Below are 14,879 nucleotides of genomic sequence, written 5' to 3'. Positions count from 1 at the left end.
GTTAAAGGCTTTGTAAGTTATCAAGGTAATGTTGAAAAACAACACATTGTTACACTTCAAATTGAAGCGCTTGAGCAAAGTATTGACGTTCTTCAAGCCCGTGTTGACGAAGGCGTCGCAAACGAGCTTGATTTAAACCGTACTATGGCGCAGCTTAGGCAGCAACAAGCACTAATGCCTGCCATTGAGTATGCAAAATACAGCGATTTATCTGCTCTTGCAGTACTAAGCGGTAAGTTAGCGCAAAATATTGCTATTGAAAACGAGCAAGGCGTGCTTGAACGTGACTTTAGCGTTGCACTAAAAAACGCTAATAATGCCATTGCCTTACGTCCTGATATTAGCCGTGCACTGTTTGACTTTAGCCAAGCAAATAGTTTAAGTGTTGCAGCTAGCAAAGCGTTATTACCAGATATTAGCTTATCTGCATTTGCAGGGGTTGTGAGTATAGGCAGCACAGGCTTAAAAAATACTGATCAGCAGTGGCAAGTAGCGCCGCAGTTACAATGGTCGTTATTAAGTTACCCAGCATTATTAGCACAGCGCGACGCGCAGCAGTTTTTAAGTGAAGCCGCATACAGCGATTATCAACAAGTGGTATTAACTGCACTAAGTGAAAGTGAACTTTCACTGCAATTGTTGGTCAATCAGGCACAGCAAAAACGCTTTGCAGATGAGCGCTATGACTTTGCTAATAAAGCATTTTTACAATCCCAAGCAATGTATGAAGAAGGCCAAATTCCTTACCTTGAGTTGTTAGATGCGCGTCAGGATGTTTTAATAGCACAAGAAAATGCTGTTGAAACAACAATTTCTTCACTGCTTGCCAAAGTAAATGCTTACCAGTCATTTAATGGCCAATGGAGTTATGCGTTAAACGACACTAATAAGTAGAGTTATATTGATGCCAAATACTGAAAATTTACATGAATACATTATCCCGCAAACAATGCGCGCTATTGTACTGCCAGAACCAAATGAAGCAATTGACTTAGCGGATGCTGAGCTGCCTGTTCCTATTTGTGCAGATAACGAGCTGCTTGTAAAAGTAGAGTACGTTGGTTTAAATCCAGTTGATGGTCAATTTGCTAAAACAGGCTTTTGTAAATGGCAGTATCCACACATTTTAGGCTTAGATGCCGTAGGTGTTGTGGTTAAAGCTAATAAAGGTGTGTTTCCAAATGTTGGCCAGCGCGTTATGTGGCATGCCAACATTGGTGAGCAAGGTGCTTTGAGCGAATACACCAAAGTACCTAACTTTGCAGTGTCGGTTGTGCCAAGCGGTTTAAATCCGGCCATTGCAGCAACACTTCCATGCGCCGGTATGGCAGCACTTATTAGTTTAGATAAAATAGGCATTAGTGAAGGCGATACTATTTTTATTGAAGGCGGAGCCGGAGCGGTAGGGCAGTTTGCTATTCAATATGCAAAGCAGCGTGGTGCAGATGTATTTACCACGGCATCAAAGCGTAACCATAAGTTGGTTAAGCAGCTAGGCGCTGATGTGGTTTTTGACTATAGCGACAAAAAGCTATGCGAAAAAATCCGCAGAGAACTTGGCCCACAAGGCTTTGATGCGGTTATTGATACGATTGGTGGTGAGTGTACTCAGCGTAATATTGAGTTAATGCGTTTTTGCGGACGTATTGCCTGCTTAAATCCGCTCCCTTGTTTTGATCAAGACTTAATGTATCACCGAGCGCCCAATATTAGCGTTGTATCAATTGGTGGTGCATGGCTTGCTAATAGTTTATGTGCACAACAACGTTTGAGTTTTATGGGCAACCTGTTACTTGAAGGCGCTGTTAGTGGCGACATTAAACACCCAGAAATAACGCCCGTAGATTTTAGTGCTGACTCGGTATCGCAAGCACTTAATAAACAACTTGCTGGTGGTTTTACCGGCAAGCAAGTTGTTAAAGTTGCTAAGTGAAGCGCTTATACAATTCGATTTAAATTTAGGTAGTTTTAGCTAGATTAACTGATAATGTAGCCTCTACAAATTGAATAAAAACGTAGCCTATTTGTGCTGCGTTTTTTTATACCCATAAAAAAATAGATACAGCGCTAGAGCTTTTGCTGTTTTATTCATCATTTTAGCTAAAATACTTTTTTTCAGCGTACAACTGTAAGCCTTTGTGTTTCAACAGTTTACGTTCAGGTAAAGAAAATAAATTGAAAAAACTGTTAATTAATTGAATAGAGCAATTGATCTAAACGATTTTTTATGACGTAATGTAGTTATTATTTAGCTGGTCGGATGAGTTCAATCATGAGTTTACGTACAAAACTAAAAAAAGTATTACCAAGTATTTCTATCACAGAACAAGAAGCGCTAGACGCGGGTGATGTATGGCTTGAAGGTTCTATCTACCAAGGTAAGCCTGATTTCAGTGCACTTCGCGACGTACCTGCTGCTACATTAAGCGCAGACGAGCAAGCATTCTTAGACGGTCCAGTAAAAGAACTACTGGGCATGATTGACGATTCAGTGATTCAAAACGGCATTCATTTACCAAATGACATCTTAGAATTCTTGAAAAAAGAGCGTTTTTTCTCGCTTATCATTCCTAAGTCGTTTGGTGGTTTAGAGTTTAGCCCTTATGCAAACTCTACTATTGTTGGCACAATTGCGACTAAAAGCTCAGCAGTTGCGGTAACCGTAATGGTTCCTAACTCGTTAGGTCCGGGTGAGTTATTACTTCACTTTGGTACGCAAGAGCAACAAGCACATTACTTACCACGCCTAGCAAATGGTACAGACATTCCATGTTTTGCATTAACAAGCCCAGAAGCGGGTTCTGATGCAGGTGGCATTCCAGACATTGGTACAGTTACTAAAGGCATGTATAAAGGCGAAGAAGTACTTGGCCTTGAGATCACATGGGACAAGCGCTACATAACGCTTGCACCTATTGCTACCGTACTTGGTTTAGCTTTTAAAGTAATGGACCCTGATGGTTTATTAGGTGGTAAAGAAAGCTTAGGTATTACCTGTGCACTTATTCCTAAAGAGCACCCAGGTGTAGAGCTTGGTAATCGTCACGACCCAATGGGTATTCGTTTTTACAACGGTACTACACGTGGTAACAAAGTATTTGTACCAATGGACTTTGTTATTGGTGGGCAAAAAAATATCGGCCGTGGTTGGCAAATGCTGGTTAGCTGTTTAGGTGCTGGCCGTGGTATTTCATTACCTGCGCTAGGTGTTAGTACAGCACAAGTTGCATTTAAATCAGCATCTGAATACGCAGCAGTGCGTGAACAGTTTGGTTTAGCCATTGGCCAGTTTGAAGGTATTCAAGAAAAACTAGCTGACATTGCAGGTAAAACATACCTACAAGAAGCAATGCGCGTACTTACAACTGAAGGTTTAGGCATGGGCTTAAAACCATCAGTAGTAACTGCAATCGCTAAATACCACATGACAGAGCTTGGTCGCGACGTGCTTGATTCAGCAATGGATATTCAAGCGGGTAAAGCGATTCAAAATGGTCCACAAAATACATTAGCAAGTGGTTATGTTGCTCAGCCGATTGCCATTACGGTAGAAGGCGCGAACATTCTTACACGTAACCTGATGATATTTGGTCAAGGTGTTATGCGTTGTCACCCATATTTACAATCTATGGTTGAGTCAATTCACAGCGAAGACAAAGGCGCAGATAAAGAATTTAACGGCATTTTGCGTAAAACAATTGGTTACAGCACAGCAAACAGCTTACGTGCTTTCCGCCTGGGGGTTTTACCATTTACAGCAAGTGCTAATTCTGAATTACCAGAAGTACGCGACTATGAAAAAGCAGTACATAAATTATCTGCAAAACTTGCAGTGTACGCAGACTTTTCGTTACTTGTACTTGGCGGTAAGTTAAAACAAGCAGAAATGCTATCGGCACGTTTAGGCGATGTAATGAGCTTCTTATATGCAGCTATGGCATCAATTAAATACTACGAGCAAAAAGTATCAAGTAGTGACCGTGAGCAAGCAGCGCCGTATTTCCATTACGCGACTCGTTTTGCACTACAAAGTGCTGAAGAAGCATTGCATAAGTTTTTAGATAACTTCCCTGCAAGTGGTACACGTAAGTTTATTCGTTTCATTACAATGAACTACTCAACTAAAATGCCAAAAATTAGCGATGATTTAATCCGCGAACTAGCTAAGCAAGCTCAGCTAGATACCGCATTTAAAGCGCAAATTACGCATTTAGTTAAACCAGTAGTAGGCGATGGTCATCATATTAATGAGCAAGCTTACAAAGCTAAAATGGCATCACTTGGCGAGCTGGCTAAAGTTAAAAAAGCACTACGTGCTAAAGTAATTAAACCAGGTATACGCTTTAACATCACGCTTGATAACGCACTAGCGGCAAACGTAATCACGCAAGCTGAACACGTTCAGTTAATTGATTACAACATCAAACGTGAAAAAGCGATTCGTGTAGATGAGTTCGATTTTGATATGAACCTACTAGACGATAACGCACAGCCGATTAACCCGCTTAAAAGTGTAGTTAATCAATAAAATTAAATTCAATGATGCAAAGCGCCCGCAGTATCGGCGCTTTTATTTTTGAAAAGTATTAGTGTGGAGCCCCACTTGTGTAAAAACAAGCGGGGCTTTTTTATGTGTTTTAAATATCAGTTTTCAATAATATTTATTCAACTTTTGAGATTATTCTTGATATCAACTACGGTGGCTTTTCCTGATTTATGGTTGAATAAGATCAGGAGGAAAATCAATTGTCGAAGACAGTAATATAACGAGATATTTTTCTCGTTATCCACAAAGCTGTCTTACCTCAAAGTAGCCCATTAATAAAGTTAGTTGATATAAAATTAACTAAAAACAAGTATTTAATTTTTGTAACTATTCTGAATAAGTGAGCACATTTCATACTAAAAATTTAATTTACTATGTACCTATAAAGGTGTACTGTATGTTTAATTATTGTACATAAAAAGAAATTAAAATGAGATTCTTAGTAGCTTTTTTGTTAATGCTTTCTTGTGTATTTGATTCGAAAGGAGCTATTATCGATCCTGCAATACCAGCCCCTTCGTTGGTTCCAACGCCAAGCAACTTTAGGTATGAAGAAAATAATGGTTCGTTGCGCATTATGTGGAATTGGTATCCCAATGATGGCGTAATTACACTACCGCCTAAACTTCCACCACCGGCTGAGTTATTCTCTGTTCCAAGAGAGGGTAACTATAAATATAGTATAGACGTTGAGATTGCAGAGCTTAGCAATAATAATATATACAGTATGCTTAGTAATGACTATAGATTACTAAGCAGTACAATTAGCAATAGTTACTTATACAACATGGCTGTTTTTTCAGCAGTTAAATTTAGGGTGAGAGCTAAAAGAACAGATACCTTTACTGATAGTTCTGTTTATTCCGCTTATTTATATAGCCCTCTAATCAATCGTCAAGTTAAGTTATCCGCTCCTTCTATATCACCGGATGGGGGTAATGTAATTCCAACAGATAACATAATTATTACGAATGCTCAGCAAGCAGTAATGAAATACGCTTTGATACCTCTCGAGTCTGATTGTTCCAGTGTAAATAACTGGCTTACCTATGTTGCACCTCTTTCTATTAACTCTAGTCGCCAGTTATGTGTGTTTGCAACTAAGATCGGCTCATTATCTAGTGATATAAAAGAGGCCGTTTATACGGTTAGTTCACCAGCAAACACAAAACAAATTATATTTATACATACGGATTTACTTGGTAGTCCAGTGGCTGAATCTCAGGGAGAGCAATAATGAAAAATTTTACTTATTATTTATCAACAATGTTATTAGCTCCGCTGTTTACTTCAGCGGCACAGCCTCCGGGTGGAGGTGATGTTGAGTTAATAGCGCCTCCATCTGAGTATAATTTAGAGCGTTTTGCCGTCAAGCGAGAGGTTGAGGCGCTTACAAGTAATTTAGCTGGTGAAAGTATTTCACTGGCTGATGGTTCACTCTCATTTACTGTCACTGACTTAAGTATTAAAACGAACTCACAGATCCCTCTAAATATTACACGGACATATAATCGGCTTACAGGTAAAAATGATAAATCCCCAGCACAGTTCGGTGATTGGGAGCTCGAGTTACCAAAAATAGAAGCTACTTACTTAAAAGGCAGCACTCGCTATAGCAATAATTATTATTCTAGTACAGCTTGTTCAAGTGCTTTATCTCCTGGCCCCATTTCATTTTATGGTGATGTTTATGAGCAGCATGAATATTGGAACGGAGCCGATGTGATTATACCTGGTGCTAGTGGGAAATTATTAGGTGGTTCTGGCCAGCATCGTTACCGAACCAAGCTCAATGCATCAATAAACTGCAGTAGTGAAAATGGTAATGAGTATTTTATTGTAAAAACGAGTGAAGGCTTAATTTATACTTTAGGTCATCGTATCGAAAAATTGGGGTTACCACTTGTAAAAACAAAACCTGCACAACGTAGTAAACTTGCTTACGTTGCAACAAAAGTTGAAGATAAGTTTGGCAATACGCTGCATTATATATTTGATGGTAGTAAATTGGAAAAAATCACATACCAACCTTCTGGCTCAGCCCATAGCGAAGACCTCGTTTCGTTTTCATATGAATCATCGGGACGCATAAATAAAATAACAAGCCAAGAGCAGGTTTGGGAGTATTTATATGAAGAAAAGTATGCAAATCAAAACCATAACTTAACAGACGTCATACTTCCAACAGGCCAAAGTTGGGAGTATGATTTTCCTGAGTTTATAAACTACGCGAGCAAGATATATGTAAAACCAAATTTTAATGTAGAAAGCTGTATATATAGCCACACTACTCCGCTATATGGCCCAGAAAGCTCCCTTAAAGTAAAACATCCTAACGGCGCCAACATAAGTTTTAACTACAAATTGACCGTACATGGACGAACGGAAGTCCCGGCAAAAAGTCAGCGTCATACTCGTCAAGGCAAGCCTATAAACTATAATGCTTGCTATGCTAATTTAGCAATTTCAAGTAAATCAATAGATATTAATGATGAACAATATGTTTGGACATATGCCTACAGTAATAATTATTCACACTTTAGTTCTGCAGGTTTAAGTAGTTCAGAAGTTAGTAGTTTCAGACGTGGTATTGCAATTATTGGAAACACTAAAGAAGTTACTTGTAATACTAAAAGTGATTGTTCCTCTATCCCAAGTGGTTTGGGGCTATCTGCTTATGACTTAAGGGTACTCAAGGTCACAGCGCCGAATAATAGTTATATTAACAGCTATATTAGTAAACGCTGGGATGAAACTGAAGGGCAGGTTATAGCTCAGGTCGAACATGGCCCAAATAGAGAAATAAATCAAAAAACATTGACTCAATATTGGAAGAGTAGTTTTAAAGGTAACAGTGGTATTGTCGATCCAATTTTAACCACGAATACAGACACTTTATCTTATATCGTAAAGGATAAAAGAGTTACTAAACATGTTAACAGTGACAGCTTTACTAAAAGTTATATCTATAATATTTATGATGCACCTGAGCAAGTTGTTCTAGCAGGGCCATCGGGTACTTTTTATAAAAAGCAGTTTTACCAGCATGACACTTTAAATTGGATTTTAAATTTACCTACCATCACCCAAGTATCAAGCGATGATCAAAACTATATAGAAACTAAACGCATTCAGTACAATGCTTTTTCGAATAGTTACTTTTCAAACCAACAATTACCGTCAAAAGAGTACCTATTTGGTCAACTACAACGTACTTTCACTGATTACACCGCACAAGGCAATGTTGAGCGAATAGAGTTTAATTCAAATCGTTCAGTAGGCACTGGTAAGCGTTTTATTGAATATGCAAACTACAAGCGCGGTTTACCGCAGGTAATAACGGTGCCAAATAGGTCAACCACAGGAAGCATGAGTGCGGGTAGGGTAGTTGATAATAACGGGTGGGTAACTCGTACAACCGATTATAATGGCGTATCAACTAATTACACCTATGATGACATGGGTCGTATTAAATCCGTAGATTTAACAAATGATGCGGCTAATGGCAACTGGTACGACACGTTATATACTTGGGATAACGATACCAATACCCGCACTGCGTCAACGTGTACGTTAAATAGTTCACGGACAGCATGTACAGGTAACGCTGTATTTAAAACCACAGAGTACTATGACAACTTACTGCGACTGACAAAAACAAAAAGCCAAGATTTAGTCAATAGCTCTGCAGCAAATAGTACCCGTTATCAGCGTTTCGAATATAACTATTTGAATCAACCAACGTTCCAATCTTATGCAAGCGCAAATATAAGTGAAAATAAAGGCACTACAACCGTCTATGACTCACTAGGTCGACAGCAAAGTGTTACAACAAGTGGATTAGGCACCATTAATTACGCCTATTTATCTGGTAACCGTATAGAAATAACAAATGCAAAAGGTCACGTAACAACCACAACCTATCAAGCCTTTGGTTCACCAAGTTACTCACGTGCAGTAAAAATAGAATCGCCTGAGAATGTAACCACCGCATTAGATATTGATATATTTGGTTTAACACATTCTATTACACAAGCTGGTGCTAATCAGTATGGAAATTCAACGAGTGTTACTGAACGTCGTTATTACGACAATAGTAAACAGTTATGTTTAACTACACGACCGGATGTAGGCAATACCCTTTATAAGCACAATGTAATAGGTGAACTCATCTGGAGCCAAAGTGGCGTTGCTAATACACAGTGTACAACTACAGCGCCGAGTGGGAGTACTTTTTATACATATGAAAACTTAGGCAGTCTTAAACAAGTTAACTACCCAGATGCTTCAGGCGATGTTAGCTACGAGCGCGATAACAACGGGAACGTTAAAACCTTAACAGCTGGTAATGTAATTCATCGTTATGAGTACAACAACCAAAATCGCCTCGAAGAAGAGCAGCTATTTGTGGGTAATGAACTACCTCTAATGCTTAATTATAAATACAATGCTTTGCAACAGCGTGAACAGTTAGGTTACCCAGATGGAACTATTGTAAACTTCAAACCCAATGGCTTTGGAGCACCAACAGAAGTACAAATGTATAATAGTGGCAACGTTGCCTTAAGCTTTGCCAAAAACGCTGAATATTATGCAAATGGCATGCTTGATTCATTCACTTATGGTAATGGTGTCACCCATAAAACCACCTTGCATGCAGATAGCTTATTACCCAAACAGCTTAAAGACACCGGCCCCACAGGGTCGAGTATTCCAAGCACGGTGATGTCACTCACTTATGACTATGACCATAATGCAAATGTGACGTCTATTATGGATGGTCAAAACAGCGCCTATAGTTTAACTAATTTACAGTATGACGGCCTCGACCGCTTAACCCGCACGATAGGCGGCTCCGGTATTGGTTCAAGCACGTTACGCTACGATGGTTTAGGCAACATCACCTACTACCAAAGCAAAGGTAAAACACTTAATTATACCTACGACTATACAAAAAACCGCTTAAGCAGTGTAACCGGCGTGAGTGGTCGGTATGGCTCAATAGGCTATGATACCCGCGGAAATATTACTAACAACGGCGCATATAGTTTAGATTTTAATGCGGCCAATCAACTTACCACAGCGAAAGGTAATAGCTATTTATATGATGGTCACAACCGCCGCGTAAAACAGAGCGATGGCAATGGCATCAGCTATTCAATGTACAGCCAAGATGGTACATTACTGTACAGAGAAAAAGGCGACACCATAACAGGCAACGGCACTAACTATATTTACTTAGGTAAAAAACTGATTGCCAAGTACGGTGACGTAACACCGCAAACACTGAATGACAGCCGTCAGCACAGCCGCCCATTTGGTGAATCGATAGAAGCACCCAAAGATGACGTAGGGTACACAGGGCATAAATTCGACACCGACTTAGGGTTGAGTTATATGCAGGCACGATACTATGATCCAGTTATTGGGCGGTTTTATTCGAATGATCCTATTGGCATGACTGATGTTCATACCTTTAATCGATATGCGTATGTAGCAAATAATCCTTATAAATATACCGATCCAACAGGAATGAGTGCTTGTGAAAATAGTAGCAAAACATCCTGTATACAGTCAGATACGTTTTCTGAAGAGACTTCTAGCGGGCAAAATGTTGTAGCTTCAGAGAGTGTTGCAAATGCAATGGTCAGCGGAAAGGGTAAAGTAGCTGTAAAGTCTGGTACTGTCGAAAAAATAGGATTTGTTATGCCTGATGGAAATGGTGGGCATGAAGTAGTAACGGCCTCAGATGCTACTACTGGTAACACTTCTAATACAGATACAGCGTCAGCAGTTAAACCAGAGGGTGCCGCAGCAGTAATTCACGGGCATATAGATGGTCGCTCTGATGGTGTGCTAAGTCCTGCTGATGCATCCCCTTTAAAAAGTGGTTTACCTAATGGTGTCGTTAGTGAAGGCCGTGTAGGTGTTACTGAACTTAAAAATGGTCGTTTGCAGTTTAGAATGCTTAAAGGAAAAATGACGAGACGAGAAGCTAAGATTCAGCAAAAAAATCTGAATAAACAGCAAGCAGATTTCTAAATAATAAGAGGTTCGTAATGTTTAAATTTATTTTATTGCCAATACTGGTGATATTTCCAATGCTAGCAAGTTGTTCAGCTATGAGTGATGAAACTCTCATTATTCTCGCTTACCCCAAAGAAATAAGGATAAGTGATAAATCGTGCTCGGAGTTTTTAAAAGATAGTGCAAACATTTGTATGGATGGTGTAATTGAACTGAAATACGAAGTAGATGAAGTTATTTCAGGTCGATTTGATGATAAAACTATTTCAATAATTGATTTTTATCATAGTAACGGATTTCCTAAATATGTAACTGAATATCCAGTTTACTTTACTCTGAGAAAAAATGGAGATACTTATTTTTTAGTCAATGATGCAAAATTAATTGATGGAAAAGAAGAATTCTGGATCTGTGGTAGTAACCTTGATCCTAATGTTTCTGACGGGCATGCTGATGAGCCTCCTTATAAAGAGCTTAACTCTGATACATGCAAAAAGGGAGTTGAACTAGAACGGCTTAAAAAGTATTTTCAATAAAATGGGTCGGTGAAAAATTAACAGGACACTCATTCTAAATAAAATAGCACAATATTAAAGCGAAAACGTTAACTTCACTGAAAGCGGTAATATTGTTAACTAAAACTAACGATATGACTCTAGCATTTCATTCAGTAGTGTCTAAATACGTATTTTTAGACAAGTTCATCTTCAACGTAAGCTTTGGAACTACGTGGTTTGAAATGGAACGTTATATTAGTTTGATTGGGGATTCGTCGAGTTTACGCAAAGAGCTTATTGCAATGACTTAAGTTTTGTCGTCGTTTAAAATCTTGATGTTCGCAGTAGTCACTTAAGGAAGCTTCTCGGCCAACAGCGCCATGAAATTGTGTTCTAAATTCAGTAGTAATAGCATTATCTAGATAAACCTACTTTGGGCGAGAGTTTGCCCAAAGGTATCGAGGTTAGCCTGAGGGCGCTTGAAAAAAATCCGAAAAGGGAAAGGGAGATTTATGCTGTATTGCTCTCAAAGGACGGTAGATCTCAAGACTGGTATATCTATTTAGTATATGACCAAAACAGATGGAAAATTTCAGCCGTCAGAAATCTAGCATTACCAGGTTTGTTCTTTATGGCTTTGCAAGAGGTTCAAAGCAAAGCTAATCGAACAAAAGAAGAGGAGCACCAATATCAGAATATGCTACTTACTTTGCAATTGGATTCCGAGCTTAAAGAGTTTCTACATAAGAATATTGATAGCCTAAATACGATAGCGTTGGAGGCTAAAACAAGTCAGGAAAAGGCCACTGAATCTGCCAAACATCTAAATTTTAATTTTGTAGGATACGAATCAACTAGTGGCATCGTTGACGTCAATATAGGCGGAATTTTGGATAATTCAGTTGGTTATTTGTTTGTGCCAACTGGAACTGAAGTGCCAATAATGTCAGACGATAACTATATCTATATTGAGCATATCGTTGGAAATTGGTATGTGTATAAGACAACGTAACCATAACAAAGCCAGCCAGAGGGACAGCCAAACCGCTGCGCGCTTTGTCTGCCCCTGCTGGCGGCGTTAGGTAACTAGTATGGGAACTGAGATTGTTGTTCTATCTTATTTAACGACACCAATAATTTTTTTTATATCTATTGGGATGTTATTTAAAACTAGCTTTCCAAACGCTAAAGCAGTGATTTTATTATCTGTAAATACATTATTTATTGGGTATTTCATAATCGAAGGTTTTATTAGTGGTTATCTTCTTCAGGCATTTTTAGTTGGTGGTTTTTTACTAATACCTTTTCACGGAATTTTTAACAAGACACCCATCCTAAATTTTGCACTTTTCGAATTTAGAGGCTAGCCTTTATTTAGTGTAAAAAACAAGCAGGGTGTCATATGGCTATCGCAAGAAAGCGTCAAGTAAGTTTGGTTGATACAAAATACTACCACTGTATTTCGCGTTGCGTTCGACGTGCATTTTTATGTGGGGAAGACCGTTTTACTGGTCAATCTTACGAGCATCGACGAGGGTGGGTTGAAGATAAGCTGCTTGAATTAGCCAGGGTGTTTTGTATTGATGTATGTGCTTACGCTGTAATGAGTAACCACACTCACTTAGTACTGTATGTTGATGATATTAAAGCAAATAGGCTTAGTGATAAAGCGATTGTTATTCGCTGGCATAAACTCTGTAAAGGCACATTGCTAACGCAAAAATATGTACAAGGTGAAAAGCTAAGTAAAGTTGAACTCATCTTTTTCAATCAAACGGTTAAACAATACCGAGAGCGCTTATCAAGTATCAGTTGGTTTATGCGGCTATTAAATGAAGACATTGCACGCAGAGCAAATAAAGAAGATAACTGCACAGGCCGCTTTTGGGAGGGGCGCTTTACGTCTCAAGCATTATTAGATGAAGCAGCACTTGCGGCCTGCATGGCCTATGTAGATTTAAACCCTATTAGAGCTAAAATGGCTAACACCCCAGAGGAGTCAGAGCATACCAGCATCAAACAGCGTTTAACGTATGCAAAAGAAGGCAAGCAACCAAAACAACTACTGCGCTTTGCAGGCATGCCACGTCAAATTATGCCAAAAGGACTCCCGTTCGAGCTTAAATCGTACCTTGAACTTGTTGAATTAACAGGACGTTGTATACGAGAAGATAAGCGAGGGTATATTGAGATTACACACTTGCCTTTACTAGAAAGGGTGAATATATCTCCAGAAAACTGGTTAAAGCTTACAACCCAATTTACGCGCGTATTTCATGGCGCAGTGGGCAGGCCAGCGTCACAAGAAGGTTATTGTGAAAACTTAAACCGAAAGCGGCGAGCGAATATCAGTAACTGCGAAAAGCTACTGGCATAAAACTTAAACTATTCAGTAATAAATCATAACTGCATCATGCAGCCATTTCTATGCGTGTAATTTAGGTTTAATAGGGTTAATGACTTATTTAATGGATAAAATAAAAGTCACTCAGCAAAAAAAGATTAATTCAGAATCTGAATGGCGAATTTAGTGGCACAGTTTTGTTTGTTATATTAGAGTGGATGTCTAGTTTACTGCTTCAAACTATAGGGGGGTCTGGGCAGGCATTGTTAGGTGCTAGTTTGATGAGTAACCCAATAACTTTTATACCTGGTGCTTTAATTTTAGCGCATGGCCTTTTTAATACTGCTCAAGGTGTTGGTTTAACAGAAAGTAATTATGCTCAAGAAGGGTGGAGGTATGCATTGGGTGAACAATATGGTGATTACGCATATTTTGGTGTTGACATAGCTAGTGCCGGTTGGGCAGCTTTAGGGCGAAAAATAGGACAATTTGGACTACGAGCTTCAGGTACAAACACCATTCATCATTCAAGAAATTTAACTAATTCTTTAGGGCGGGATCGTATCCACTTTAGAGGAGATTATGTGAGAAATTATCGAACAGTATCTGGAAGTGCACTATTTGCTAATGACGCGATAGTAATTGGAAATGGAGTTATGCAGAATGCTAACTGAGAACCCGTTAGTTACATTAGTTCCTTTAATTTTTATTATTGACTTAGTTTTAACTGTGGCAGTTATAAGGAAAAAAGTAAAAGATAGGAATGTTGTTCCTGTGCTGAGGTTTTTGTTAATGGGATTAGGGGTCGCAAGTTCTTGGATTTTGTTCTTCAACTACCCATCATTAGGTCACTTATTTGATTATATTTATGGAAGTATTTTGGTTTACTTTTTAGTAATTAGAGTATTTGTACTGAGATCCTAATTGAATAATTAGGATGACACCCATCCTAATTATTACGAAAAAAGCCCATTAAAACAGGGCGCAGGTGCAGTTTATAAATAATGAATCGCGCAAAAAGCTGAGCTATGTCGATAAGATGAAAGTTAAAATAGACAGCCCAATCGGACGACGACAGCTGTTTATTAAAGAATGGCAAACGATTCGGCAGTATTGAACCGGCTTTCTTTTAAATAAAAAGCGGAATATTACAGTGAACAAAGGCATGAATAAATTGACCTTACGGGGTCAAGCGAAAGTAAATGCGCAATGGCAATTGTATTGCCTTGTTCATAATATAGAAAAGCTGCAAAATACGATACATTAAAAAGGGGAAGCCCTTTTAACCTAAATTAAAGCTACTCAACCCCCTTAATCCCTTCCAAAACGCCAATTAAAACAATATCAAACACTTCTATATTCTGCGTAAAAATACAGTAATCAATTGAACCAAAATAGGAACTCAGCTATGGTTTGTTTATCAATAAAAACAAATTTAAAAACGAGTTAATCTACAGGCTCGTTA

At 38.7% G+C, this 14,879-nt stretch carries 11 protein-coding genes; all 11 read left to right on the top strand.

Annotation, left to right across the window (positions count from 1 at the left end):
- The coding region (locus tag L654_RS0116175; protein WP_024608450.1) for a TolC family protein at positions 1–894 on the top strand (894 nt) is incomplete at its 5' end.
- Positions 895–904: 10 nt separating this feature from the next.
- Positions 905–1,933 (top strand): zinc-binding dehydrogenase, encoded by a 1,029-nt coding sequence (locus tag L654_RS0116170; RefSeq protein ID WP_024608449.1) that lies wholly within the window; start codon positions 905–907, stop codon positions 1,931–1,933.
- A gap of 339 nt (positions 1,934–2,272) precedes the next feature.
- Complete coding sequence (locus L654_RS0116165; protein WP_024592148.1) at positions 2,273–4,528, top strand: acyl-CoA dehydrogenase; 2,256 nt, start codon at positions 2,273–2,275, stop codon at positions 4,526–4,528.
- Positions 4,529–4,976: 448 nt separating this feature from the next.
- Entirely contained in the window at positions 4,977–5,783 is an 807-nt protein-coding gene (locus L654_RS0116160) for a hypothetical protein (protein ID WP_024608448.1), read from the top strand.
- A complete protein-coding gene (locus L654_RS0116155; RefSeq protein ID WP_024608447.1) occupies positions 5,783–10,588 on the top strand; it encodes an RHS repeat-associated core domain-containing protein in 4,806 nt (1,601 codons plus the stop codon). Before L654_RS0116160 ends, L654_RS0116155 begins: the two co-directional genes overlap by 1 nt.
- A gap of 17 nt (positions 10,589–10,605) precedes the next feature.
- Positions 10,606–11,109, top strand: a complete 504-nt coding sequence (locus tag L654_RS0116150) for a hypothetical protein (RefSeq protein WP_024604784.1) — start codon at positions 10,606–10,608, stop codon at positions 11,107–11,109.
- A 92-nt stretch (positions 11,110–11,201) separates the two neighbouring features.
- Entirely contained in the window at positions 11,202–11,381 is a 180-nt protein-coding gene (locus L654_RS1000000127835; RefSeq protein ID WP_125825547.1) for a hypothetical protein, read from the top strand.
- A 134-nt stretch (positions 11,382–11,515) separates the two neighbouring features.
- Complete coding sequence (locus L654_RS0116145; RefSeq protein WP_024608446.1) at positions 11,516–12,082, top strand: hypothetical protein; 567 nt, start codon at positions 11,516–11,518, stop codon at positions 12,080–12,082.
- Positions 12,083–12,161: 79 nt separating this feature from the next.
- The gene (locus tag L654_RS0116140) at positions 12,162–12,437 is read left to right on the top strand and encodes a hypothetical protein (protein WP_024608445.1); all 276 of its coding nucleotides are present in this window, start codon (positions 12,162–12,164) and stop codon (positions 12,435–12,437) included.
- Between the two features lie 35 nt (positions 12,438–12,472).
- A complete protein-coding gene (locus L654_RS0116135) occupies positions 12,473–13,447 on the top strand; it encodes a transposase (RefSeq protein WP_024608444.1) in 975 nt (324 codons plus the stop codon).
- A 248-nt stretch (positions 13,448–13,695) separates the two neighbouring features.
- Entirely contained in the window at positions 13,696–14,088 is a 393-nt protein-coding gene (locus L654_RS0116130; RefSeq protein WP_139016109.1) for a hypothetical protein, read from the top strand.
- Positions 14,089–14,879: the final 791 nt, after the last annotated feature.

It is taken from the genome of Pseudoalteromonas sp. TAB23, assembly GCF_000498075.1.
Lineage (GTDB): Bacteria > Pseudomonadota > Gammaproteobacteria > Enterobacterales > Alteromonadaceae > Pseudoalteromonas > Pseudoalteromonas arctica.
The sequence above is the reverse complement of the archived record's forward strand: the minus strand, read 5'-3'. Positions and strand labels throughout refer to the sequence as shown.